This window comes from Nocardioides pyridinolyticus (genome assembly GCF_054653575.1).
The window spans coordinates 23,494-48,012 of sequence record NZ_BAAIFY010000022.1; the positions used below are offsets into that span (position 1 = coordinate 23,494).

Annotated in this window: 20 protein-coding genes and 1 tRNA gene; 20 read left to right on the forward strand and 1 reads right to left on the reverse strand. The window is 68.5% G+C overall.

Translation table 11 applies throughout. The features are described 5' to 3' along the window. Position 1 precedes the first annotated feature (1 nt). Positions 2–1,219, reverse strand: a complete 1,218-nt coding sequence (locus ACYQ0U_RS17275; RefSeq protein ID WP_459975118.1) for a pyridoxal phosphate-dependent aminotransferase — start codon at positions 1,217–1,219, stop codon at positions 2–4. A gap of 141 nt (positions 1,220–1,360) precedes the next feature. Between ACYQ0U_RS17275 and ACYQ0U_RS17280 the strand changes: the two genes are divergently transcribed. From ACYQ0U_RS17280 to ACYQ0U_RS17375, 20 genes are all read left to right on the forward strand, one after another. Further along, positions 1,361–1,433, forward strand: a tRNA-Trp gene (locus tag ACYQ0U_RS17280). 32 nt (positions 1,434–1,465) lie between these two features. Beyond that, positions 1,466–1,714 carry a preprotein translocase subunit SecE gene (secE, locus tag ACYQ0U_RS17285; protein WP_459975119.1) on the forward strand — a complete coding sequence of 83 codons (249 nt, stop codon included), beginning with the start codon at positions 1,466–1,468 and terminating at the stop codon, positions 1,712–1,714. 38 nt (positions 1,715–1,752) lie between these two features. Next, a complete protein-coding gene (gene nusG, locus ACYQ0U_RS17290; RefSeq protein WP_459975120.1) occupies positions 1,753–2,712 on the forward strand; it encodes a transcription termination/antitermination protein NusG in 960 nt (319 codons plus the stop codon). A 125-nt stretch (positions 2,713–2,837) separates the two neighbouring features. Beyond that, positions 2,838–3,266, forward strand: a complete 429-nt coding sequence (gene rplK, locus ACYQ0U_RS17295) for a 50S ribosomal protein L11 (protein ID WP_028637305.1) — start codon at positions 2,838–2,840, stop codon at positions 3,264–3,266. 61 nt (positions 3,267–3,327) lie between these two features. Then, entirely contained in the window at positions 3,328–4,050 is a 723-nt protein-coding gene (rplA, locus tag ACYQ0U_RS17300) for a 50S ribosomal protein L1 (protein WP_459975121.1), read from the forward strand. A 400-nt stretch (positions 4,051–4,450) separates the two neighbouring features. Then, on the forward strand, positions 4,451–5,104 hold the full coding sequence (gene rplJ / locus ACYQ0U_RS17305; RefSeq protein WP_459975122.1) for a 50S ribosomal protein L10: 654 nt from the start codon (positions 4,451–4,453) through the stop codon (positions 5,102–5,104). 77 nt (positions 5,105–5,181) lie between these two features. Then, positions 5,182–5,580: a 50S ribosomal protein L7/L12 gene (rplL, locus tag ACYQ0U_RS17310; RefSeq protein ID WP_459975123.1), complete on the forward strand. Its 399-nt coding sequence runs from the start codon at positions 5,182–5,184 to the stop codon at positions 5,578–5,580. A gap of 257 nt (positions 5,581–5,837) precedes the next feature. Further along, positions 5,838–6,791: an ABC transporter ATP-binding protein gene (locus tag ACYQ0U_RS17315; RefSeq protein WP_459975124.1), complete on the forward strand. Its 954-nt coding sequence runs from the start codon at positions 5,838–5,840 to the stop codon at positions 6,789–6,791. A 9-nt stretch (positions 6,792–6,800) separates the two neighbouring features. Further along, a complete protein-coding gene (locus tag ACYQ0U_RS17320) occupies positions 6,801–7,586 on the forward strand; it encodes an MlaE family ABC transporter permease (protein ID WP_459975125.1) in 786 nt (261 codons plus the stop codon). A gap of 5 nt (positions 7,587–7,591) precedes the next feature. Next, positions 7,592–8,419: an MlaE family ABC transporter permease gene (locus ACYQ0U_RS17325; protein WP_459975126.1), complete on the forward strand. Its 828-nt coding sequence runs from the start codon at positions 7,592–7,594 to the stop codon at positions 8,417–8,419. A 40-nt stretch (positions 8,420–8,459) separates the two neighbouring features. Continuing rightward, on the forward strand, positions 8,460–9,707 hold the full coding sequence (locus tag ACYQ0U_RS17330) for an MCE family protein (RefSeq protein ID WP_459975127.1): 1,248 nt from the start codon (positions 8,460–8,462) through the stop codon (positions 9,705–9,707). Beyond that, a complete protein-coding gene (locus ACYQ0U_RS17335) occupies positions 9,704–10,738 on the forward strand; it encodes an MCE family protein (protein ID WP_459975128.1) in 1,035 nt (344 codons plus the stop codon). Before ACYQ0U_RS17330 ends, ACYQ0U_RS17335 begins: the two co-directional genes overlap by 4 nt. Then, a complete protein-coding gene (locus ACYQ0U_RS17340; protein ID WP_459975129.1) occupies positions 10,735–11,715 on the forward strand; it encodes an MCE family protein in 981 nt (326 codons plus the stop codon). The genes ACYQ0U_RS17335 and ACYQ0U_RS17340 overlap by 4 nt, the downstream gene beginning before the upstream one ends. Continuing rightward, the gene (locus ACYQ0U_RS17345) at positions 11,712–12,839 is read left to right on the forward strand and encodes an MCE family protein (protein ID WP_459975130.1); all 1,128 of its coding nucleotides are present in this window, start codon (positions 11,712–11,714) and stop codon (positions 12,837–12,839) included. The genes ACYQ0U_RS17340 and ACYQ0U_RS17345 overlap by 4 nt, the downstream gene beginning before the upstream one ends. Next, positions 12,836–14,269, forward strand: coding sequence for an MCE family protein (locus ACYQ0U_RS17350; RefSeq protein ID WP_459975131.1), 1,434 nt, complete (start codon positions 12,836–12,838; stop codon positions 14,267–14,269). The genes ACYQ0U_RS17345 and ACYQ0U_RS17350 overlap by 4 nt, the downstream gene beginning before the upstream one ends. Then, positions 14,266–15,540 (forward strand): MCE family protein, encoded by a 1,275-nt coding sequence (locus ACYQ0U_RS17355; RefSeq protein ID WP_459975132.1) that lies wholly within the window; start codon positions 14,266–14,268, stop codon positions 15,538–15,540. Before ACYQ0U_RS17350 ends, ACYQ0U_RS17355 begins: the two co-directional genes overlap by 4 nt. A gap of 47 nt (positions 15,541–15,587) precedes the next feature. Then, complete coding sequence (locus tag ACYQ0U_RS17360) at positions 15,588–16,118, forward strand: hypothetical protein (RefSeq protein ID WP_459975133.1); 531 nt, start codon at positions 15,588–15,590, stop codon at positions 16,116–16,118. Next, positions 16,115–16,876 (forward strand): J domain-containing protein, encoded by a 762-nt coding sequence (locus ACYQ0U_RS17365; protein ID WP_459975134.1) that lies wholly within the window; start codon positions 16,115–16,117, stop codon positions 16,874–16,876. Before ACYQ0U_RS17360 ends, ACYQ0U_RS17365 begins: the two co-directional genes overlap by 4 nt. Before the next feature lie 218 nt (positions 16,877–17,094). Then, positions 17,095–20,559 carry a DNA-directed RNA polymerase subunit beta gene (gene rpoB, locus ACYQ0U_RS17370; RefSeq protein ID WP_459975135.1) on the forward strand — a complete coding sequence of 1,155 codons (3,465 nt, stop codon included), beginning with the start codon at positions 17,095–17,097 and terminating at the stop codon, positions 20,557–20,559. Positions 20,560–20,638: 79 nt separating this feature from the next. Continuing rightward, positions 20,639–24,511, forward strand: a complete 3,873-nt coding sequence (locus tag ACYQ0U_RS17375) for a DNA-directed RNA polymerase subunit beta' (protein ID WP_459975136.1) — start codon at positions 20,639–20,641, stop codon at positions 24,509–24,511. Positions 24,512–24,519: the final 8 nt, after the last annotated feature.

Below are 24,519 nucleotides of genomic sequence, written 5' to 3' on the forward strand. Positions count from 1 at the left end.
GTCAGGCGAAGAGCTTCTGCAGCCGGGTGATGCCCTCGGCGAGGTCGTCGTCCCCGAGCGCATAGGACAGCCGGAGGTAGCCGGGCGAGCCGAACGCCTCGCCGGGCACGACCGCGACCTCGGCCTGGTCGAGGATGTACTCGCTCAGCTCCGCGGACGTGGTGATCGTGCGGCCGTCGTACTCCTTGCCGAGCAGGCCCCTGACCGACGGGTAGGCGTAGAACGCGCCGCCCGGGGTCGGGCACTCGACGCCGTCGATCTCGTTGAGCATCGCGACGATCGTCCGGCGACGCCGGTCGAAGGCGGTCTTCATCTCCTCGACCGCGGACAGGTCGCCCTCGAGGGCGGCGAGCGCGGCGCGCTGCGAGACGTTGGCGACGTTCGAGGTGGCGTGTGACTGGAGGTTGGTGGCGGCCTTGACCAGGTCGGCCGGGCCGATCATCCAGCCCACCCGCCAGCCGGTCATCGCGTAGGTCTTCGCCACGCCGTTGACGACCACGGTGTGGTCGGCGACGTCGGGGCACAGCACCGGCAGCGAGCCGGTCTCGATGCCGTCGTAGACCAGGTGCTCGTAGATCTCGTCGGTGAGCACCCACAGCTCGTGCTGCTCCACCCACGCGCCGATCGCCCGGATCTCGTCGGCGGTGTAGACGGCGCCGGTCGGGTTCGACGGGGACACGAACAGCAGCACCTTGGTGCGTTCCGTGCGCGCCGCCTCGAGCTGCTCGACGGTCACCTTGTAGTCCTGGGTCTCGTCGGCGAGCACCTCGACCGGCGTACCTCCGGCGAGCTGGATCGCCTCCGGGTAGGTCGTCCAGTACGGCGCCGGCACGATCACCTCGTCGCCCGGGTCGAGCATGGTGGCGAACGCCGCGTAGATGGCCTGCTTGCCGCCGTTGGTGACCAGCACCTGACCGGGCTCGATCTCCAGGCCGCTGTCGCGGCGGGTCTTCTCCGCGATCGCGTTCTTCAGCTCGGGCAGGCCGCCGGCCGGGGTGTACCGGTGGTTCTTCGGGTCGCGCGCCGCGTCGACGGCGGCGTCGACGATGTAGCTCGGCGTCGGGAAGTCCGGCTCGCCCGCGCCGAAGCCGATCACGGGACGGCCCTCGGCCCTGAGCGCCTTCGCCTTCGCATCCACCTTCAGCGTCGCGGACTCGGCGATCGCGCCGATCCGGCGGGAGACGCGACGGGAGCGGGGAGAGGTCTCGGGGGAGGTCATGGCACCATCGTAGGGCGGTCGCGCGGGGGCCCCGACAGGCGGTTTGGACTCGGGATCACCTCACCCCGTAGACTTCAGGATCAGTGGATTCCCACAGGCTCAGCCATGCCCACAGGCAGGCTGTCCCGGAGCCACTGGCGAAGGGCACTAGCTCAACTGGCAGAGCATCGGTCTCCAAAACCGAAGGTTGGGGGTTCAAGTCCCTCGTGCCCTGCAAGGAACCAGTAGACGAGGAGAGGTGAGGACGTGCCGGACAGCAAGGCAGTCCGCGGACCGCGCGGCGGGGACACCCACAAGCGCACGAGCCTCCCCACGTTCTACCGGCAGGTGGTGGCAGAGCTCCGCAAGGTCGTCTACCCGACCCAGGAGCAGTTGGTCACCTACTTCATCGTGGTCATGGTGTTCGTCGTCGTCCTGATGACGATCGTGTCGCTGCTCGACCTGGGCTTCGGCAAGCTCGTGTTCGCGATCTTCACCGGCGGGTCCAGCACCTGATCGAGGCCCCCGGTCCACCCAGCAGCACCCGAACATCGATGGAGCAGTACGTGTCTGAGCAGGAGTACGACTCGGTCGAGACCGACGAGACGACCCCCGAGGTCGAGACGTCCCTCGAGGACCAGTACGGCGAGCCGAACGACGGTCCCGAGGTGGAGGACGACCCCCGCCTGGACGCCGAGGTCACCGACGAGGACAGCGACGAGGCCATGGGCCTCGACGACCACGAGGCCGTGGGCACCAGCCGCGAGCTCTCCGAGGCCGAGGGCGACGAGGACCCGGTCTTCGAGGACTCCGAGGGCTCGGTGGACTCGGACGACTCGGAGGACTCCGACGACCCGGACGAGTCCGCCGAGTCCGAGGCCGACGACAACGACCCGCTCGAGGCGTTCCGCCGCGAGCTGTGGGCCAAGCCGGGTGACTGGTTCGTCGTGCACACCTACTCCGGCATGGAGAACCGGGTGAAGTCGAACCTGGAGAACCGCATCATCTCCCTCAACATGGAGGACTACATCCACGAGATCGTGGTCCCCACCGAGGAGGTCGCGGAGATCAAGAACGGCCAGCGCAAGATGGTGCGCCGGACCGTCCTCCCCGGCTACGTCCTGGTCCGCATGGACCTCACCGACGAGTCGTGGGCCGCCGTGCGGCACACCCCGTCGGTCACCGGCTTCGTCGGCCACAGCCACCAGCCGGTGCCGCTGTCGATGTCCGAGGTCGAGAGCATGCTCGCTCCGGCCGTCGTCGCCCGCGCCGAGGCCGAGGCGGTCGCCGCCGGCACCCCGGCCGCGTCCGGTGGCGGTGCCGCGAAGAAGCCGGTCGAGGTCGCCGACTTCGACGTCTCCGACTCCGTCATGGTGGTCGACGGCCCGTTCGCCACGCTCCACGCCACGATCACCGAGATCAACGCGGAGTCCCAGCGGGTCAAGGCGCTGGTCGAGATCTTCGGCCGCGAGACCCCGGTCGAGCTGAGCTTCAGCCAGATCCAGAAGGTCTGACGATTTCGCGCTCCGCCGCGCGCGGAGCACAATTGTCCGGTTGCCCGCGTGACACCGGGCGCAGCAGGTGGCAGAGGCGTACGACGTACTCCTCGTCATGACCACGAGACAGAAAGAGAAGCAGCATGCCTCCGAAGAAGAAGATCGCCGCACTGGTCAAGGTGCAGCTCCAGGCCGGTGCCGCGACGCCGGCTCCGCCGGTCGGTACCGCCCTCGGTCCGCACGGCGTGAACATCATGGAGTTCTGCAAGGCGTACAACGCCCAGACCGAGTCCATGCGCGGCAACGTCATCCCGGTCGAGATCACGATCTACGAGGACCGGTCCTTCACCTTCATCACGAAGACCCCGCCGGCCGCTGAGCTGATCAAGAAGGCCGCGGGCCTGCAGAAGGGCTCCGGCGTCCCGCACAAGGAGAAGGTCGGCAAGCTGACCAAGGACCAGGTGCGCGAGATCGCCCAGACCAAGCTGCCGGACCTCAACGCCAACGACATCGACGCCGCGATGAAGATCGTCGAGGGCACCGCCCGCTCGATGGGCGTCACGACCGACTGAAGCCGTGGGAGGGCCGCGCTGGCCCGCTAACCACATCTTTTCCAAGAGAAACGAGAAGCTCATGCAGCGCAGCAAGACCTACCGCGCGGCGGCGGAGACGTTCGACAAGGACGAGCTCCACGCCCCGCTGGCCGCGATCAAGATCGCGAAGACCACCAGCAAGAAGAAGTTCGACGAGACCGTCGACGTCGTCATGCGCCTCGGCGTGGACCCGCGCAAGGCGGACCAGATGGTCCGCGGCACGGTGAACCTGCCGCACGGCACCGGCAAGACCGCCCGCGTCCTCGTGTTCGCGAACGCGGACAAGGCCGAGGCCGCCCGCGAGGCCGGCGCCGACGTCGTCGGTGGCGACGAGCTCATCGAGAAGGTCTCCGGTGGCTGGCTCGACTTCGACGCCGTCGTCGCGACCCCCGACATGATGGGCAAGGTCGGTCGCCTCGGCCGCGTGCTCGGCCCCCGTGGTCTCATGCCGAACCCGAAGACCGGCACCGTGACGCCGGACGTGGCCAAGGCCGTGTCCGACATCAAGGGCGGCAAGATCGAGTTCCGCGTCGACCGGCACGCCAACCTGCACTTCATCATCGGCAAGGCCTCGTTCTCCGAGGTCCAGCTCGCCGAGAACTACGCCGCGGCGCTGGAGGAGGTGCTCCGTCTGAAGCCGGCCAGCTCGAAGGGCCGCTACATCAAGAAGGTCACCGTCTCCACCACGATGGGCCCCGGCATCCAGGTCGACCCGAACCGCACGCGCAACGTCGCGGTCGAGGACGAGAACGCCCCGGCCTGACCCCTGTTCGACGCCGAGTCGGCGCAGTCTCAGCTGAGACTGCGCCGACTCGCCATTTCGGAGCCTTGGTTTCGAGACGGCTTGCGCAGTCCCTCGCTGGCGCTCGGCTCTGCGCGAGCCTTTTCAACCTCCACGCAGCATCGATCCCTCCTCGCAGGCTCGGACGGATCAGCTCGGCGATTTGGCAGTGGTCCGGACGGGCGCGTACTGTTCCCGACGAAACCAGAGACCGCCGGTTGTCCGGCTGCGCCAGCAGTCGGACCGAAGGCTCCGTGGAGACACGGACGGCCCGCGCAGGTGACAGAGCGGATCCTTCGGATCCATACGCCCTGGGCCTGCGCTCGGGGCGTTCGTCTTTCTCCGGGCCCTCGATCCGGTGGTCACCACCGGAAGGAGACCCATGGCGCGGGCAGACAAGCAGGCGGCCGTCGCGGAGATCGTTGAGTCCTTCAACGACAGCGCTGGCGCCGTGCTGACCGAGTACCGCGGTCTCACCGTGAAGCAGCTGCAGGACCTGCGGCGCTCCCTCGGCGAGAACGCCAACTACGCCGTGGTCAAGAACACGCTGGCCAAGATCGCCGCCACCGAGGCGGGCATCTCGGGCTTCGACGACCTCCTGAACGGCCCGACCGCCATCGCCTTCATCAACGGCGACGTCGTCGAGGCCGCGAAGGGTCTGCGTGACTTTGCCAAGGCGAACCCCGCCCTCGTCATCAAGGGCGGCGTCCTGGACGGCAAGCCCCTCGACGCGTCGGAGGTGGCCAAGCTGGCCGACCTCGAGTCGCGCGAGGTGCTCCTGGGCAAGCTGGCCGGCGCGATGCTCGCGTCGCTCAGCCAGGCCGTCTACCTGCTCAACGCGCCGATCGCCCAGGCCGCCCGCCTCGCGGGTGCGCTCCAGGCGAAGGCCGAGCAGGACCCCTCGATCCTCGCAGGTGGTGCTGGTGCGGCTTCGGCCGAGCCGGTCGCCGCTGACGAGGCTCCCGCCGAGGAGGAGGCTCCCGCTGAGGAGCCCGCCGCCGAGGCCGCCTCTGACGAGGAGACCGCCGAGGCCTGAGCCTCGGCGAACCACCACCTGAAACCCGGTCCGGACGCAGCAGCTGCCGGACCAACCGAATGGAAGGAAGCGCCACCATGGCGAAGCTCAGCACCGACGAGCTCCTCGACGCGTTCAAGGAGATGACGCTGATCGAGCTCAGCGAGTTCGTGAAGCAGTTCGAGGACACCTTCGGCGTCACCGCCGCCGCTCCGGTTGCCGTTGCCGCGGCTCCGGCCGCGGGCGGCGCGGCGGCCGGCGGCGACGCCGCCGGCGGTGCCGACCAGGACGAGTTCGACGTCATCCTGGAGTCGGCCGGCGACAAGAAGATCAACGTCATCAAGGAGGTGCGCGCACTCACCTCCCTCGGCCTGAAGGAGGCCAAGGAGCTGGTCGAGTCCGCCCCCAAGGCGATCCTCGAGCACGTCGCGAAGGACGTGGCCGAGAAGGCGAAGGAGGCCCTCGAGGGCGCCGGCGCCACCGTCACCCTCAAGTGACGTCTGCCAGCTGAACCCAGCTGAACCCTCACGAGGGGCGGTCCACCCGGTCGGGTGGGCCGCCCCTCGTGGCATTGCCGGACGACGGTCCAGACCGCTCCCCGCGGAGGTGTACGCAGGCAGGGAGCGGGGAAGGAAACTCGCGCGTAACTTCGCGGTGACGGTCGCGTTGTTACCGGTCAGTGGGCAGGGAGCGTGACAGCTGTGTCCAGTGCCGAGCCGGGTGCACGCAGGACGACGGAGGGGACAGGGGATCGATGGGTGTCGAGATCGAGGTCGAGCACCTCAGCAAGTCGTTCGGGAAGCAGTTGATCTGGGGTGACGTGACCCTGACCGTCCCGGCCGGCGAGATCTGCGTGATGCTCGGCCCGTCCGGTACCGGCAAGTCCGTGTTCCTCAAGACCCTGATCGGCCTCCTGAAGCCCGACCAGGGCTCGATCGTCATCGAGGGCACCGACATCGCCACCTGCTCGGAGAAGGACCTCTACGAGATCCGCAAGCTCTTCGGCGTGCTGTTCCAGGACGGCGCGATGTTCGGCTCGATGAACCTCTACGACAACGTCGCCTTCCCGCTGCGCGAGCACACCAGGAAGTCCGAGTCCGAGATCCGCGACATCGTCATGGAGAAGATGGACCTCGTCGGTCTCATCGGCGCCGAGGACAAGCTGCCCGGCGAGATCTCCGGCGGCATGCGCAAGCGCGCCGGCCTAGCGCGCGCGCTCGTGCTCGATCCCGAGATCGTGCTCTTCGACGAGCCGGACTCCGGGCTGGACCCGGTGCGCACCGCGTTCCTCAACCAGCTGATCGTCGACCTGAACGCCCAGATCGACGCCACCTTCCTCATCGTCACCCACGACATCAACACCGCCCGGACCGTCCCGGACAACATCGGCCTGCTCTACCACCGGCACCTGGCCATGTTCGGCCCGCGCGAGATGCTGCTCTCCTCCGAGGAGCCGGTCGTCCGCCAGTTCCTCAACGCCCAACGCGTCGGCCCCATCGGCATGTCCGAGGAGAAGGACGCCGACGAGCTCGAGGCCGAGCGCGACCAGGAGCTCCCTCCGCTCCCGCCGATCCCGCTCCAGCTCGAGCCCTCCAACGGCATCCCTCGCCGCAGCCAGCGCCCGCCGGGTGACTGGTGCCGCCAGAACGGCGTCACTCCGCCCCCCGGCTCGTTCGACCAGAACATGTCGATGGCGACGGGGGTCTGAGGTCCAGCCATGTCCAACGTGACCGCGAGCCGGATGCTCGCGCCCGTCGGGACCGCGGGGAACCTCTTCGCGTTCGCCCTCGACGTGATGCGCGGCGTCTTCCGGCGACCCTTCCAGCTCCGGGAGTTCCTGCAGCAGGCGTGGTTCATCGCCTCGGTGACGATCATCCCCACCGCGCTCGTCGCGATCCCGTTCGGCGCGGTGATCGCCCTCCAGGTCGGCGGCCTGATCAAGCAGTTCGGCGCCCAGTCCTTCACCGGCTCCGCCGCCGTCCTCGCGGTGGTCCGGGAGGCGGGCCCGATCGCCACCTCGCTGCTCATCGCCGGCGCGGCCGGATCCGCGATCGCCGCGGACCTCGGCGCCCGCAAGATCCGCGAGGAGCTCGACGCGATGATGGTGCTGGGCATCGACCCGATCCAGCGCCTCGTCGTCCCGCGCGTGCTGGCCTGCATGCTCGTCGCGCTCTTCCTCAACGGCCTGGTGAGCGTCGTCGGCGTGGCCGGCGGCTACGTCTTCAACGTCGTCCTCCAAGACGGCACACCAGGCGCCTACATCGCCAGCTTCACCGCCCTCGCCCAGCTGCCCGACATCTGGCAGGGCATGCTCAAGGCGCTGGTGTTCGGCCTGATCGCCTCGATCGTCGCCTGCTACAAGGGCATGAACGCCGCCGGCGGTCCGAAGGGCGTCGGCGACGCGGTCAACGAGTCCGTCGTCATCACCTTCATGCTCCTGTTCGTCGCCAACTTCGTCATGAGCGCGATCTACTTCCAGCTCGTGCCGCCGAAGACAGGTTGACGCCCATGGCCAGCCTCCGTGCCGTCTACGACCGGCCCCTCAAGACCCTCGACAGTCTCGGCGAAGAGCTCGCGTTCTTCATCAAGGCGCTCGCATGGACCCCGCGCACGCTGCGGCGCTACAAGAAGGAGATCCTCCGCATCCTCGCCGAGGTGACCCTCGGCTCGGGCGCGCTCGCGGTCATCGGCGGCACCGTCGGCGTCATCACCGCGATGTGCTTCTTCACCGGCACCGAGGTCGGCCTCCAGGGGTACGCCGCGCTGAACCAGCTCGGCACCGCGGCGTTCTCCGGCTTCGTCTCGGCGTACTTCAACACCCGTGAGATCGCGCCGCTGGTCGCCGGCATCGCGCTCGCCGCGACCGTCGGGTGCGGCTTCACCGCCCAGCTCGGCGCGATGCGGATCTCCGAGGAGATCGACGCGCTCGAGGTGATGGCGATCCCGTCGCTGCCGTTCCTCGTGACCACCCGCATCATCGGCGGCCTGATCGCGATCATCCCGCTCTACGTCGTCGGCCTGCTGGCGTCGTACTTCGCCACGAGACTCACGGTCACCCAGTTCTTCGGGCAGAGCACGGGCACCTACGACCACTACTTCAACACGTTCCTGCCACCCGGCGACGTGCTGTGGTCCTTCGGCAAGGTGCTGGTCTTCGCCGTCACCGTGATCCTCATCCACTGCTACTACGGCTACACCGCGTCCGGCGGCCCGGCCGGCGTGGGCGTCGCCGTGGGCAAGGCCGTGCGCACGAGCATCGTCGCGATCAACGTGATCGACCTGTTCCTCTCGATGGCGATCTGGGGCGCGTCGACCACTGTCAGGCTGGCGGGGTGATCGACGCGTGCGCCTGAAATCCACCCACAAGGTCCTCGGTGTGGCCTTCATCCTGATGCTGCTCGCCGGGATCTGGTTCACCTACGCGATCTTCACCAAGAAGTTCTCCGAGTACGACGAGGTGAAGCTCCAGACGTCCAAGATCGGCCTCCAGCTGCCGGCCCGCGCCGACGTGAAGGTCCGCGGCGTCATCGTCGGCGAGGTCCTCGACTTCGACACGAACGCCGACGGCGCGGAGTTGACGCTCGGCATCTACCCCGACGAGACCGAGACGATCCCGGCGAACGTCACCGGCTCGATCGTCCCCAAGACCCTCTTCGGCGAGAAGTACGTCGCGCTGGAGATCCCCGAGGACCCGGCGCCCGAGCCGATCCAGGTCGGGCAGACCATCGAGCGCACCAAGGTCGCGATCGAGGTCGAGAAGGTCCTCTCCGACCTCTACCCGCTGCTGCGCACGGTCCAGCCCGCCGACCTGAACATGACGCTCAACGCGATGGCCACCGCGCTCGAGGGCCGCGGCGACCAGCTCGGCGGCAACCTCGAGACCGTCGACAGCTACCTCAAGCGGTTCAACCCGCAGCTCCCGCAGCTGATCGACGACCTCCGCCTGACCGCGCAGGTGTCCGACACCTACGCCGAGGTGATGCCGCAGATCGCGCAGATCCTCGACGACACCGTCACGACGACCGGGACGCTCGAGGAGCGGGAGGACAGGCTCAACGCCCTGTTCCAGGACGTCTCCTCGTTCTCCGACACCGCCCGCGGCTTCCTCGATGCGAACGGTGACAACATGATCCGCCTCAGCGAGATCGGCGACGAGCAGTTCGGCGTCTTCGCCAAGTACGCCCCCGAGTACGAGTGCCTGACCAAGGGCATCGTGAACGCCGGCGCCCTCCAGGCCGAGGCGTTCCGCGGCTTCATGCTGCACATCGTGCTCGAGACGCTGCCCAACCAGCCCCGCCCCTACGGCCCGCAGGACCGGCCGCACTTCGGCGAGGACCGCGGCCCGGCCAGCTGCCTCCACCTGCCGAACCCGCCGTGGTCGCAGTCGAACCCGGTGCGCCACCAGCCCGACTTCGACGACGGTGTGGACGAGCCGACCGGCAAGGGCACCTCGCGCGTCGCGCCGAACCAGTACTTCCGGACCACGGTCGGTACCGCCGCCGAGAGCGACCTGCTGCGGTCGCTGCTCGGCCCGGCGCTCGGCGTGAGCTCCTCCGACGTACCCGACCTGGGCCTGCTGCTGGTCGGCCCGATGGCCCGCGGGGCGGAGGTGTCGCTGCGATGAAGGTTCTGGACCCCCGCACTGCCGTCGACCTCACCAAGCTGGTGGTCTTCATGGTCGTCACCACGCTGGCGACCGCGCTGCTCGTCATCATGATCGGCAACGTGTCGTTCGCACCCCAGCACGAGTACAAGGCCGAGTTCGTCGACGCCACCGGCGTCGTGAAGGGCGACGACATCCGGGTCGCCGGCGTCAAGGTCGGCACCGTCAAGGGCATCGAGATCGTCGACCGCAACCGGGCGCTGGTCACCTTCACCGTCGAGGAGGACACCACGCTCAGCGAGGCGACCCGCGCGGCGATCCGCTACCGCAACCTGGTCGGCCAGCGCTACATCGCCCTCTCCGAGGGCATCGGCGACACCGACCCGCTGGAGGCGGGCTCGACGATCCCGGTCGGCCAGACGACCCCGGCCCTCGACCTGACCGTGCTCTTCAACGGCTTCAAGCCGCTCTTCCAGGCCCTCTCGCCGACGGACGTCAACCAGCTCTCCTACGAGATCGTCCAGGTCTTCCAGGGCGAGGGCGGCACGCTCGAGAGCCTGCTCGGCCACACCGCGTCGGTCACGACCACGCTGGCCGCGCGCGACCAGGTGATCGGCGACCTGGTCGACAACCTCAACCAGGTCCTCGACCACATCGGCGACCGTGACGAGCAGCTCAGCCGGCTCATCACGACCTTCCGCACCTTCGTCGGAGGGCTGAAGAAGGACCGCGACGCGATCCTCGGCTCGCTCGACCAGATCTCGGCGCTGTCGGTGCAGACCGCCGACCTCGTCTCCGGCATCCGGGCGCCGTTCGTGTCCGACGTCAAGCAGCTGCGCCGGGTCGCCGGCTCCCTCGACGAGGGCAAGGCCGAGCTCGACCGCGCGCTCCAGGTGCTGCCGATCAAGCTCAACAAGATCGGCCGCACGGCGACGTACGGCTCGTGGTTCAACTTCTACCTGTGCCACTTCGAGGGACGGATCAAGCTGCCCGGTGGCCAGTCGGTCCCGGTCGCCTACACCACGGGCACGGCGAGGTGTGATCTCGGATGACCCCCTTCCGCGAACGCAACCCCGTGGTCGTCGGGGCGGCCAGCCTCGCAGTGATCGCGCTGCTGATCCTGGCCGCCTTCCGCGCCCAGGACCTCCCGGTGATCGGTGGCGGCGACACCTACTACGCCGCCTTCTCCGAGTCCGGTGGTCTCAAGCCCAACGACGAGGTCCGCATCGCCGGCGTCCGCGTCGGCAAGGTCGAGACGGTCGAGCTCGAGGGCGACCACGTGAAGGTCACCTTCCGGATCGACACCGACTCCGGCTTCGGCGACGACACCCGCGCGGCCATCAAGGTCAAGACGCTGCTCGGCGCGATGTACCTCTCGCTCGAGCCCGCCGGCGAGGGCCAGCTCGAGGAGGGGTCGGAGATCCCGGTCGAGCGGACCAGCTCGCCGTACGACGTGGTGGAGGCGTTCTCCGGCTTCGCCGAGACGGCCGAGCGGATCGACACCGACCGTCTCGCCGAGTCCCTGACGACGCTGGCGGACCTGAGCCGCAACACCCCGGACGAGTTCCGGTCGGCGCTCGCCGGTGTCTCGGACCTGTCGTCGAACCTCGCCGCCCGCGACGAGCAGATCAACACGCTGCTCAAGAACCTCGAGCGCGTCTCCGGCGTGCTCGGCGAGCGCGACGACGACATCGTCGCGCTGATGCGGGACTCCGACGTGCTGTTCCGGGCGCTGGTCGCCCGCCGCGACGCCGTGCACAACCTGCTGACGTCCACCTCCCAGCTGTCCAAGGAGCTCACCCTGCTGGTCCGCCAGAGCCGGGCCGACCTCAAGCCGGCGCTCGAGCACCTCGACAACGTCCTCGACGTCCTCAACAAGAACCAGGACAACCTCGACAACAGCCTGCGGCTGATGGCGCCGTTCTACCGGGTCTTCGCGAGCACGCTCGGCAACGGCCCGTGGTTCGACACCTACATCCAGAACATGCCGCCGGTCCCCGACGCCCAGAACGGCGGTGGCATCGGATGAACCTCCTCAAGCGCGCCATCGTCCCCGCGATCATCGTGACGCTGCTGGTCGCGGCGGCGGTCGTGATGTTCGGCGGCGACGAGCGCAAGACGCTCACCGCGCACTTCCCGCGCACCGTCTCGGTGTACGAGGGCAGCGACGTGCGGGTGCTGGGCGTGTCGATCGGCCAGGTCGACACCGTCACGCCGTCCGGCACCGACGTCGTCGTCACGATGTCCTACGACGCCGACGTGAAGATCCCCGCCGACGCCAAGGCCGCGATCATCGCGCCGTCGATCGTCGGCGACCGGTTCGTCCAGCTCACCCCCGTCTACACCGGCGGCGACGTGCTGGTCGACGACGCGACCCTGGACACCGACCGGACCGCCGTACCGCTGGAGCTGGACCAGATCTACTCCAGCCTCGACGACCTCACCGTCGCGCTCGGCCCGACCGGGGCGAACAAGAACGGCGCGCTGAGCGACCTCCTCGAGGTGACCGCCGAGAACTTCGGCGGCCAGGGCGCCCGCTTCCACCAGACGATCGAGGACTTCAGCCGGCTGAGCGAGACCCTCGACAACAACAAGGAGGAGCTGTTCGGCTCCGCCGAGGAGCTCGAGGGCTTCATCAGCACGCTCGCGCGGAACGACCAGACCGTACGCCGCTTCAACGACTCCCTCGCCGAGGTGTCCACGATGCTCGCCGGTGAGCGCCAGGAGCTGTCCGCGTCGCTGGAGCACCTCGCCACCGCGCTCGGCCAGGTCTCGACGTTCGTGAAGGAGAACCGCGACGTGCTCGGCCGCAACATCACCGGCCTCAAGCGGGTCTCCGAGGTGCTGGTCAAGCGCCGGGCGGAGCTCGACGAGATCCTCGACGCCGCACCGCTGGCGCTGAACAACCTGGCGCTGACCTACAACCCGCAGGCCGGCACGCTCGACACCAACTCCAACATGGGCAACGTCATCCACCAGATCGAGTCCGACCCGGAGCTGCTGCTGTGCAGCTTCCTCGAGCCGGCCGACGACACCGGGGCCCTCTGCGACCTGGTCCAGGGCGCGCTCGGCCGCACCGGCACCAACGGCGTCGGTGCCCGCGGCGACGTCTACGACCGCACGCTCGGCGGCCTCGTGGGGGAGGGCCGATGACCCGGACGAAGCGGCTGCTCAGCGCCCTCGTCGCCACGGTGGCGGGCTCGGTGCTGCTGACCGGCTGCGACTTCGACGTCTACCAGCTGCCGCTGCCCGGCGGCACGTCCGTCGACGACCCGATCACGGTCAAGGCCGAGTTCGTCGACGTCCTGGACCTGGTCCCGAAGTCGACGGTCAAGATCAACGACGTCAGCGTCGGACAGATCACCGACGTCGACCTCGAGGGCGAGCACGCCGTCGTCACGATGCAGATCCCCGATGACAGCGGCCTGCCGGCGAACACGATCGCGGAGATCCGGCAGACCAGCCTCCTCGGCGAGAAGTTCGTGTCGCTCCAGGCGCCGGAGTCGGGCGCCTCGAGCGAGCCGCTCGCCGACGGCGACGTGATCGAGCTCGAGAGCACCGGCCGCAACCCCGAGGTCGAGGAGGTCCTCGGCGCGATGAGCCTGCTGCTGAACGGCGGTGGCGTGGCCCAGCTCAAGACGATCTCCTCCGAGCTGAACAAGGCGCTCGAGGGCCGTGAGGGCACCGCCCGCTCGGTGCTCGAGCAGATCCGCATCTTCATGCGCCAGCTCGACGAGAACAAGCAGGACATCGTCGACGCGATCGAGTCGGTCAACGACCTCGCGGTCTCGGTGCGCCAGCAGCAGGACTCGATCGACTCCGCGCTCGACGAGCTGCCGAGCGCGCTCGAGTCGCTCGACCAGCAGCGCGACGACCTGGTCACGATGCTCGAGAAGCTCAGCGAGCTCGGCGACGTCGGCGTCCGGGTCATCGAGGCCTCGAAGCAGGGCACCATCGACACGCTGAAGCAGCTCAATCCGGTGCTGACCGAGCTCGGCAACGCGGGCGACGCGTTCGTGAAGTCCTTCCACGTCTTCTTGACCTACCCGTTCGTGGACGAGGTCGTCGGCCGCGACCCCCAGGTCGCTCGCAACCTGCACATGGGCGACTACACCAACCTGTCGATCCAGCTCGACGACATCGACGTCTCCGGCGGTGTGACCGGCCCGCCGACGGGTATCCCGTCGGAGCCGCCCACGCTGCTCCCCAGTAACCTCGACCCGACGGTGATCGTCAACCGGCTCACCCGCTGCCTGCGCAGCGGCGACCTCGCCAGCAAGCCCTGCCAGAAGCTGCTCGCGACACCGGAGGGGATCGCCAAGCTCCGCGAGGCGTGCCTGCGCAAGAAGCACGAGGACACCGAGGTCTGCAAGGCGCTGAACCAGGTGCCGGGCCTTCCGCACCACCCGCTGCCCACCGAGGGTGGGATCGGCGGCCTCGGCGACGTGTTCGGCCTCAACCGCGCCGGCGTCGGCTCGACGATCTCGTCGTCGCCCCGCGGCCCGACCATGGGTCAGCTGAGCCGCGCCTTCGACCCCGCGCTCGTCCAGCTCCTCGTCCCCGGGATGGTGTCGACCCGATGATCACCCGCCGCACCAAGATCCAGCTGCTCGTGTTCGTCGCGATCACGCTGCTCGGCGTCAGCTACGTCGGGGCCCGCTACGCCCGGCTCGACCGGCTCATCGTCGACGACAGCTACACCGTGGTCGCGCACTTCGCCGACTCCGGTGGCATCTTCGCCGGCGGCGAGGTGTCCTACCGCGGCGTGCAGGTCGGCCAGGTCGAGAAGCTCGAGCTGACCGACGAGGGCGTCGACGTCTACCTCGACGTCGAGAAGGGGTACGACGCCATCCCGGCCGACACCCTCGCCGTGGTCGGCAACCGGTCGGCCGTCGGCGAGCAGTACGTCGAGCTCCAGCCGAAGACCGACGACGGGCCGTACCTCTCCGACGGCTCGGAGATCGCGATGGACGACACCCGGACGCCGATCCCGACCCAGAAGCTGCTCACCGACATCTCCAATACGGTCTCCTCGGTCGATCAGGAGGCCCTGAGCACCACCGTCGACGAGCTCGGCCAGGCGTTCGGCGGCACCGGCGAGGACCTCCAGCGGATCATCGACACCGGCAACTCGTTCCTGGAGACGGCCGACGCCAACTTCGACGTCACGACCGCGCTCATCCGCGACAGCAACATCGTGCTCCGGGGTCAGGTCGCCAAGGCGAGCGCGATCCGCACCTTCGCCCGCGACCTGAGTCTGTTCAGCGGTTCGCTGGCCGGGTCGGACAAGGCGCTGCGTGAGGTGATCGACGAGGGGTCGGGGACCGCGACCCAGCTGCGCACCTTCCTGGAGGACAACGGGGTCGACCTCGGCGCGTTGATCAACAACGCCGTCACCTCCGGCGAGGTCATCGTCGACCACCTGCCCGGCATCGAGCAGATCCTGGTCATCTACCCCTACGTCGTCGAGGGCGGCTTCACCGTCGTCTCCAAGTCGCCGGACACCGGCCTCTACGACGCGCACTTCGGCCTGATCATGACCGACAACCCGGTCTGCCACCACGGCTACGAGGGCACCGACACCCGGCCGCCGTCGGACGGCTCGAACCGGCCGATGAACACCGACGCCGGCTGCCGGGAGCCGATCGCGCAGAGCAACGCCCGTGGTCCGCAGAACCTCCCCAGGACCGGCGCGGCCTACCGGGCCCCGGTGGCGGCGTACGACCCGGACTCCGGCGAGCTGCGCTGGGGCGCACGGGTGGACCCGGCGCTGGACCAACCCGGTACCTTGGCACCTCTTGCCTTCGGAGAGGAGTCGTGGAAGTGGCTGTTCCTCCAGCCCCTGGCGCGGTGACCACCGCAGGGACTGACGACACGCCGCGTTCCACCACGTTCCGCCTGGTGCTGCTCGTCGTCCTGGTCGTGCTGCTCATCGCGTCCTCGTGCGGCCTGGTCTGGGTGCTCAGCACCCGCTCCGACGAGGCGGCCGACCTCCAGCAGGAGCGCGACGCCGTGATGTCCCAGACGCGGCAGTTCGTGCTGCGGCTGAACACCTACGGCCCGGACGACCTCGACGAGCAGAAGCACCTCACCGCCTACCAGGAGCAGGTCGACGAGGTGATCACCCCCAAGTTCGCCACGGACTTCGAGTCCTCCGGCCTGCCGATCGCCGAGCAGACCGTCGCCCAGGCCGGCTACTCCCGCTCGGCCGAGGTCTTCGGCGTCGGCGTGCAGCACCTCGACGAGGACTCCGCGGTCGTGCTGGTGGCGGCGGGGCTGACCGGCAGCTACCCCGACCCCAAGCACCCGAACGACGAGTCGAAGCGGATCGCCGCCGGCGAGGACGTGCTGCGCTGGGAGGTCGACCTGGTGAAGACCGACGGCGAGTGGCTCGTCGACGACTACGCACCGGTGACGGGGGAGGGCTCGTGAGCACCCCGCCGGCCAGCCCGAGCTGGTACGACCTGCTCGGCGTCGCGCCCGACGCGTCCGCCGGGGAGATCCGCGCGGCCTGGCGCACGGCGATCGCCGACCTCGACCCCACCGACCGGCGCTTCGCGACGCTCAACCAGGCCGCCGAGGTGCTGCTCGACCCCGCCCGCCGGGCGGCGTACGACGCGCAGCTGGCGCCCCAGCCCGAGCCGGCCCGCTACCCCGAGACGCGCGTCGAGACGCACGCACCGGTCCCGGACGCGCCGGCCCCGGAGCGCCGGGGCGTGCCGGGCTGGCTGCTCCTCGCGCTGGCCGCGGCCGTCCTGGTCGTGGCCGTGGTCGCCGGGTGGCGCTTCGTCTCCGAGCCGTCGGACGCCGCGGTCGAGGACGCGACCGCCGCGGCGCAGTCGGCGGCCGAGCGGGCCGTCGTGCCGATCCTGTCCTACGACGCCAACCGCCTCGACGAGTCCAAGGCGGCCGCCCAGCAGTACCTCACCGGCGACTACCGCAAGGAGTACGACAAGCTCTTCGACGGCATCATCGAGCAGAACGCCCCCTCGACCGGGACGGTCGTCCAGGCCGAGCTGGTGTCCTCGAGCATCACCCGGGCCGGCGAGGACCGGGTCGAGGTGTTCGTGCTGGTCAACCAGTCGCGGACCAACAAGCAGTCCCAGGAGCCCCAGGTCTTCAAGAACTGGGTGACGATCACGATGCAGCGGGTCGACGGGGACTGGCTGGTGGCCGGGATGGACACCTGATCACGTCGGTCCTCCACCGATCCGGCCGCGCTGCTTGACCTCGGCGGGTTCGGCGTTCATGATCGTCGGCAGCGAACCACGTGGGCGTTTGTCTTGCCCTGCGCTTTGGGGTACGCTTCATCGTTGCGTCTGCCCTCAAATGCTCGTCGGCCTGCCCGGTGGCCGACTTTGTGGTGGGCCGGACGCGATTCGAAGAGCGAACCGTCGAAGGACACCTCTTGGCCGCGCGCAGCACCTCCGGTAACTCCCGCCGCATTTCTTTCGCAAAGATCACCGAGCCCCTCGAGCTCCCCCAGCTCCTCTCCCTCCAGACCGACAGCTTCGACTGGCTGATCGGCAACGAGAAGTGGCAGGCCGCCGTCGAGCGCCGCCGCGCCGAGGGCGAGGACGTCTCCTCCAAGTCCGGTCTCCAGGAGATCTTCGAGGAGATCTCCCCGATCGAGGACTTCTCCGAGACGATGTCGCTGTCGTTCGAGAACCCGGTCTTCTACGACCCCAAGTACACCGTGGACGAGTGCAAGGAGAAGGACTTCACCTACTCCGCTCCGCTCTACGTCTCCGCGGAGTTCACCAACAACGACACCGGTGAGATCAAGGGCCAGACCGTGTTCATGGGCGACTTCCCGCTCATGACCGACAAGGGCACCTTCATCATCAACGGCACCGAGCGGGTCGTGGTGTCCCAGCTGGTCCGGTCCCCGGGCGTCTACTTCGAGCGCACCGCGGACAAGACCTCCGACAAGGACATCTACACCGCGAAGCTGATCCCGAGCCGGGGCGCCTGGCTCGAGTTCGAGATCGACAAGCGTGACCTGGTCGGCGTCCGCCTCGACCGCAAGCGCAAGCAGAACGTCACGGTGCTGCTCAAGGCCCTCGGCTGGACCAACGAGCAGATCCGCGAGGAGTTCGGCGAGTACGAGTCGATGATGCTCACCCTGGAGAAGGACCACACCCAGAACCAGGACGACGCGCTGCTCGACATCTACCGCAAGCTCCGTCCGGGCGAGCCGCCGACGCGTGAGGCCGCGCAGACGCTGCTGAACAACTACTACTTCAACCCCAAGCGCTACGACCTCGCGAAGGTCGGCCGCTACAAGATCAACAAGAAGCTCGGCCTGGTCGAGGCCTTCGACCAGCAGACGCTGACCATCGACGACGTCGTCGCGGCGATCAAGTACATCGTCGCCCTGCACGACGGCCGCGAGCAGGTCGAGGCGCCGCAGGGCACCCTCGACATCACCGCGGACGACATCGACCACTTCGGCAACCGCCGCATGCGGACCGTCGGCGAGCTGATCCAGAACCAGCTCCGCACCGGCCTGGCCCGCATGGAGCGCGTGGTCCGCGAGCGGATGACGACCCAGGACGTCGAGGCCATCACGCCGCAGTCCCTCATCAACATCCGCCCGGTCGTCGCGGCGCTGAAGGAGTTCTTCGGCACCTCGCAGCTGTCGCAGTTCATGGACCAGACCAACCCGATCGCCGGCCTGACGCACAAGCGTCGCCTCTCGGCGCTCGGCCCCGGTGGTCTGTCCCGCGACCGCGCCGGCATGGAGGTCCGCGACGTCCACCCGTCGCACTACGGCCGCATGTGCCCGATCGAGACGCCGGAAGGCCCGAACATCGGTCTGATCGGCTCGCTCGCGTCGTTCGGCCGGATCAACCCGTTCGGCTTCGTCGAGACGCCGTACCGCCGGGTCGAGAAGGGCCGGGTCACCGAGAAGGTCGACTACCTGACCGCCGACGACGAGGACCGCTTCGTCATCGCGCAGGCCAACGCCCCGCTCGACGACAAGATGCGCTTCGTCGAGGAGCGGGTGCTGGTCCGTCAGCGCGACGGAGAGGTCTCCGAGGTCCTGGCCGACGAGGTGGACTACATGGACGTCTCGCCGCGCCAGATGGTGTCGGTCGCGACGGCCCTGATCCCGTTCCTCGAGCACGACGACGCCAACCGCGCGCTCATGGGTGCCAACATGCAGCGCCAGGCCGTGCCGCTCATCAAGAGCGACGCGCCGCTGGTCGGCACCGGCATCGAGTACCGCGCCGCCGTCGACGCCGGTGACGTCGTCACCGCCAGCGCCGCCGGTGTCGTCAAGGAGGTCTCCGCCGACGTCATCGAGACGATGAACGACGACGGCACCTACTCGACCTACAAGCTGGCGAAGTTCCGCCGCTCGAACCAGGGCACCTGCATCAACCAGCGCCCGCTGGTCGCCGAGGGCGACCGGGTCGAGGTCGGCTCGCCGATCGCCGACGGTCCGTGCACCGACGACGCCGAGATGGCGCTGGGCACCAACCTGCTCGTGGCGTTCATGCCGTGGCAGGGCCACAACTACGAGGACGCGATCATCCTCAGCCAGCGCCTGGTGCAGGAGGACATCCTCACCTCGATCCACATCGAGGAGCACGAGGTCGACGCCCGCGACACCAAGCTGGGTCCGGAGGAGATCACCCGGGACATCCCGAACGTCTCCGAGGAGATGCTCGCCGACCTCGACGAGCGCGGCATCATCCGCATCGGCGCCGAGGTGACCACCGGTGACGTCCTCGTCGGCAAGGTGACCCCGAAGGGCGAGACCGAGCTGACCCCCGAGGAGCGGCTGCTCCGCGCGATCTTCGGTGAGAAGGCGCGCGAGGTCCGCGACACCTCGATGAAGGTGCCGCACGGTGAGTCCGGCACGGTCATCGGCGTCCGGGTCTTCGACCGCGAGGACGGCGACGAGCTGCCCCCGGGCGTGAACCAGCTGGTCCGCGTCTACGTGGCGCAGAAGCGCAAGATCTCCGTCGGTGACAAGCTCGCCGGCCGCCACGGCAACAAGGGCGTCATCGCGAAGATCCTGCCGGTCGAGGACATGCCGTTCATGGAGGACGGCAGCCCGGTCGACGTGATCCTCAACCCTCTGGGTGTCCCGCGACGGATGAACATCGGCCAGATCCTCGAGCTCCACCTGGGCTGGCTGGCCAAGCAGGGCTGGGACCTCAGCCTGTCCGAGGACCCCGACAGCGCGGACTGGAAGCAGCGCCTGATCAAGATCCACGCGGACAAGGCCGAGCCGAACACCAAGGTCGCGACCCCGGTGTTCGACGGCGCCCGCGAGGACGAGATCACCGGCCTGCTCGGCTCGACGTACCCGACCCGTGACGGTGTCCGCCTGATCGGTGAGAACGGCAAGGCGAACCTGTTCGACGGCCGCTCCGGCGAGCCGTTCCCGGCGCCGGTCTCCGTGGGCTACATGTACATCCTGAAGCTGCACCACCTCGTGGACGACAAGATCCACGCGCGCAGCACCGGCCCGTACTCCATGATCACGCAGCAGCCGCTGGGCGGTAAGGCCCAGTTCGGTGGCCAGCGGTTCGGCGAGATGGAGGTCTGGGCGATGGAGGCGTACGGCGCCGCCTACGCCCTCCAGGAGCTGCTCACGATCAAGTCCGACGACGTGCCCGGTCGCGTCAAGGTCTACGAGGCCATCGTGAAGGGCGAGAACATCCCCGACTCGGGCATCCCCGAGTCGTTCAAGGTGCTCGTCAAGGAGATGCAGTCGCTCTGCCTGAACGTCGAGGTGCTCAGCCAGGACGGCTCGCAGATCGAGCTCCGGGACGCGGAGGAGGACGTCTTCCGCGCCGCCGAGGAGCTCGGCATCGACCTGTCCCGTCGCGAGCCCAGCTCGGTCGAAGAGGTGTGAGCCGCGGGGCCGGCTCCGGCCGGCCCCGCCTCCGCCCCCTACTTCACTTTTCTAGAACTACCGAAGGGTTGCAGCCACCGTGCTCGACGTGAACTTCTTCGACCAGCTTCGGATCGGCCTGGCCACCGCGGACGACATCCGCACGTGGAGCCACGGCGAGGTCAAGAAGCCGGAGACCATCAACTACCGCACGCTCAAGCCCGAGCGTGACGGCCTCTTCTGCGAGAAGATCTTCGGTCCCACCCGGGACTGGGAGTGCTACTGCGGCAAGTACAAGCGCGTGCGCTTCAAGGGCATCATCTGTGAGCGCTGCGGCGTCGAGGTGACCCGGTCCAAGGTGCGCCGTGAGCGCATGGGCCACATCGAGCTGGCCGCCCCGGTCACGCACATCTGGTACTTCAAGGGTGTGCCGAGCCGCCTGGGCTACCTGCTCGACCTGGCGCCGAAGGACCTCGAGAAGGTCATCTACTTCGCGGCGTACATGATCACCGCCGTCGACGAGGACGCCCGTCACCGCGACCTGTCCTCGCTCGAGGGCAAGGTGCAGCTCGAGCGCGAGCGCCTCGAGAAGCGCCGCGACGGTGCCATCGAGGACCGCTCCAAGAAGCTCGAGGAGGACCTCGCCGCCCTGGAGGCGGAGGGTGCCAAGGCCGACCAGCGCCGCAAGGTCAAGGACGGCGCCGAGCGCGAGATGAAGCAGCTCCGCGACCGCTCGCAGCGCGAGATCGACCGTCTCGACGAGGTGTGGAACACCTTCAAGTCCCTCAAGGTCCAGGACCTCATGGGCGACGAGATGCTCTACCGCGAGATGAAGAACTGGTTCGGCAAGTACTTCGAGGGCCACATGGGCGCCACGGCGATCCAGAAGCGCCTCCAGTCCTTCGACATCGAGGCCGAGGTCGAGAACCTGCGCGACACCATCGCCAACGGCAAGGGCCAGCGCAAGGTCCGGGCCCTCAAGCGGCTCAAGGTCGTCGACGCCTTCCGCAAGACCGGCAACAAGCCGCAGGGCATGGTGCTCGACGCCGTCCCGGTCATCCCGCCTGACCTGCGTCCGATGGTGCAGCTCGACGGTGGCCGCTTCGCGACCTCCGACCTCAACGACCTGTACCGCCGCGTCATCAACCGGAACAACCGCCTCAAGCGGCTGCTGGACCTCGGTGCGCCCGAGATCATCGTCAACAACGAGAAGCGGATGCTCCAGGAGGCCGTCGACTCGCTGTTCGACAACGGCCGCCGCGGTCGTCCCGTCACCGGCCCGGGCAACCGGCCGCTGAAGTCGCTGTCCGACATGCTCAAGGGCAAGCAGGGTCGCTTCCGCCAGAACCTGCTCGGCAAGCGCGTGGACTACTCGGGCCGTTCGGTCATCGTGTCGGGTCCGCAGCTGAAGCTGCACCAGTGCGGTCTGCCCAAGCAGATGGCGCTGGAGCTGTTCAAGCCGTTCGTGATGAAGCGCCTCGTCGACCTGTCGCACGCGCAGAACATCAAGTCCGCCAAGCGGATGGTCGAGCGCGCCCGCCCGGTCGTGTGGGACGTCCTCGAAGAGGTGATCACCGAGCACCCGGTGCTGCTGAACCGTGCGCCCACGCTGCACCGTCTCGGCATCCAGGCGTTCGAGCCCCAGCTGATCGAGGGCAAGGCCATCCAGATCCACCCGCTCGTCTGCTCGGCGTTCAACGCCGACTTCGACGGCGACCAGATGGCCGTGCACCTGCCGCTGTCGGCGGAGGCCCAGGCCGAGGCCCGGATCCTCATGCTGTCGACGAACAACATCCTGAAGCCGTCGGACGGTCGCCCGGTGACCATGCCGACCCAGGACATGATCATCGGTCTGTTCTTCCTGACGACCGACCGTCCGGACCAGCCGGGCGAGGGCCGTGCCTTCGCGTCGGTCGGCGAGGCGATCATGGCGTTCGACCACGAGGAGATCTCGCTCCAGACGCCGGTCAAGATCCGGTTCGAGGACGTCGTCCCGCCGCTCGAGCTCGCCGGCGAGCTCGAGGGCCCGCAGACGATGACCCTCGAGACCACCCTGGGTCGCGCGCTGTTCAACGAGACCCTGCCGGCCGACTACCCGTACGTGAACTACGAGGTCGGCAAGAAGGCCCTCGGCGCGATCGTCAACGACCTCGCCGAGCGCTACACCAAGGTCGAGGTCGCGGCGTCCCTGGACGCGCTCAAGGACACCGGCTTCCACTGGGCCACCCGGTCGGGCGTCACCGTCTCCATCGACGACGTCACCACCCCGGGCCAGAAGGGCGAGATCCTCTCGGGCTACGAGTCCCAGGCGGCCAAGGTCCAGAAGCAGTTCGAGCGTGGTCTGGTCACCGACGAGGAGCGCCGCCAGGAGCTCATCGAGATCTGGACCCAGGCGGCCAACGAGGTCGGGAAGGCGATGGAGACGACGTTCGACCGCGCCAACCCGATCTACATGATGGTCGAGTCGGGTGCCTCCGGAAACATGAACCAGATCCGGCAGGTCGCCGCCATGCGTGGTCTCGTGGCGAACCCGAAGGGCGAGATCATCCCGCGGCCGATCAAGTCGAACTTCCGCGAGGGCCTGACCGTTCTCGAGTACTTCATCGCGACCCACGGTGCCCGCAAGGGTCTGGCCGACACCGCGCTGCGTACCGCCGACTCGGGCTACCTGACCCGTCGTCTGGTGGACGTCTCGCAGGACGTCATCATCCGTGAGGACGACTGCGGCACCGAGCGTGGTCTGCCCAAGCGGATCGGCGAGCGTCGTGAGGACGGCTCCGTGGTGAAGGCGGAGAACGCCGAGACCGCGGCGTACGCCCGCTCGGCGGCCACCGAGGTCACCCACCCGGAGACCGGCGAGGTCCTCGCCGCCGCCGGTGAGGACCTGGGCGACGTCAAGATCGGCGAGCTCGTCGCGGCCGGCATCGAGGAGGTCAAGGTCCGCTCAGTGCTGACCTGCGACGCCCGCACCGGCACCTGCGCGAAGTGCTACGGCCGCTCGCTGGCCACCGGCAAGCTCGTCGACATCGGCGAGGCCGTCGGCATCATCGCGGCCCAGTCGATCGGTGAGCCCGGCACGCAGCTGACGATGCGTACCTTCCACACCGGTGGTGTGGCGTCGGCCGACGACATCACGCAGGGTCTGCCGCGTGTGGTCGAGCTCTTCGAGGCGCGGTCCCCGAAGGGGCGCTCGCCGATCGCCGAGGCCTCCGGCCGCGTGGAGATCGACGAGACCGACAAGGCTCGCAAGATCCTGCTCACGCCGGACGACGGCTCCGAGGTCCAGGAGTACCCGGTCTCGAAGCGCTCGCGCCTGCTGGTCGCCGACGGCGACCACATCGAGGTCGGCCAGATGCTCACGCTCGGTACGCCGGACCCGCAGGACGTCCTGCGGATCCTCGGTGTCCGCCGGGCCCAGGAGCACCTGGTGGACGAGGTCCAGGCCGTGTACCGCTCGCAGGGTGTGTCGATCCACGACAAGCACATCGAGATCATCGTGCGGCAGATGCTGCGCCGGATCACGGTGATCGAGTCCGGTGACACCAACCTGCTCCCGTCCGACCTGGTCGACCGGGTGCGGTTCGAGGAGGAGAACCGGCGCGTGGTCTCCGAGGGCGGCAAGCCGGCCTCGGGTCGCCCGGTCCTCATGGGCATCACCAAGGCCTCGCTGGCGACCGAGTCGTGGCTCTCGGCGGCCTCCTTCCAGGAGACCACCCGCGTCCTCACCGACGCGGCGATCCACGGCCGCTCGGACTCGCTGCGCGGTCTGAAGGAGAACGTGATCATCGGCAAGCTGATCCCGGCGGGTACCGGCCTCGAGCGGTACCGCAACATCCGGGTCGAGCCCACCGAGGAGGCCCGCGCCGCGGCGTACTCCGTGACCGGTTACGACTCCTACGACTACGAGTTCGGCAACGGCTCGGGTCAGGCTGTCGCCCTGGACGACTTCGACTTCGGGTCGTACCAGAACTGAGCTGACGC

Excerpts from the sequence above, each read along its gene's own strand:
- rplJ (WP_459975122.1), top strand. The coding sequence starts at position 4,451 with ATGGCGCGGGCAGACAAGCAGGCGGCCGTCGCGGAGATCGTTGAGTCC.
- ACYQ0U_RS17335 (WP_459975128.1), top strand. The coding sequence starts at position 9,704 with ATGAAGGTTCTGGACCCCCGCACTGCCGTCGACCTCACCAAGCTGGTG.
- ACYQ0U_RS17275 (WP_459975118.1), bottom strand. The coding sequence starts at position 1,219 with ATGACCTCCCCCGAGACCTCTCCCCGCTCCCGTCGCGTCTCCCGCCGG.
- rplK (WP_028637305.1), top strand. The coding sequence starts at position 2,838 with ATGCCTCCGAAGAAGAAGATCGCCGCACTGGTCAAGGTGCAGCTCCAG.
- rplA (WP_459975121.1), top strand. The coding sequence starts at position 3,328 with ATGCAGCGCAGCAAGACCTACCGCGCGGCGGCGGAGACGTTCGACAAG.
- ACYQ0U_RS17350 (WP_459975131.1), top strand. The coding sequence starts at position 12,836 with ATGACCCGGACGAAGCGGCTGCTCAGCGCCCTCGTCGCCACGGTGGCG.
- ACYQ0U_RS17340 (WP_459975129.1), top strand. The coding sequence starts at position 10,735 with ATGACCCCCTTCCGCGAACGCAACCCCGTGGTCGTCGGGGCGGCCAGC.
- ACYQ0U_RS17320 (WP_459975125.1), top strand. The coding sequence starts at position 6,801 with ATGTCCAACGTGACCGCGAGCCGGATGCTCGCGCCCGTCGGGACCGCG.
- ACYQ0U_RS17355 (WP_459975132.1), top strand. The coding sequence starts at position 14,266 with ATGATCACCCGCCGCACCAAGATCCAGCTGCTCGTGTTCGTCGCGATC.
- rplL (WP_459975123.1), top strand. The coding sequence starts at position 5,182 with ATGGCGAAGCTCAGCACCGACGAGCTCCTCGACGCGTTCAAGGAGATG.
- ACYQ0U_RS17325 (WP_459975126.1), top strand. The coding sequence starts at position 7,592 with ATGGCCAGCCTCCGTGCCGTCTACGACCGGCCCCTCAAGACCCTCGAC.
- nusG (WP_459975120.1), top strand. The coding sequence starts at position 1,753 with ATGGAGCAGTACGTGTCTGAGCAGGAGTACGACTCGGTCGAGACCGAC.
- ACYQ0U_RS17315 (WP_459975124.1), top strand. The coding sequence starts at position 5,838 with ATGGGTGTCGAGATCGAGGTCGAGCACCTCAGCAAGTCGTTCGGGAAG.
- ACYQ0U_RS17345 (WP_459975130.1), top strand. The coding sequence starts at position 11,712 with ATGAACCTCCTCAAGCGCGCCATCGTCCCCGCGATCATCGTGACGCTG.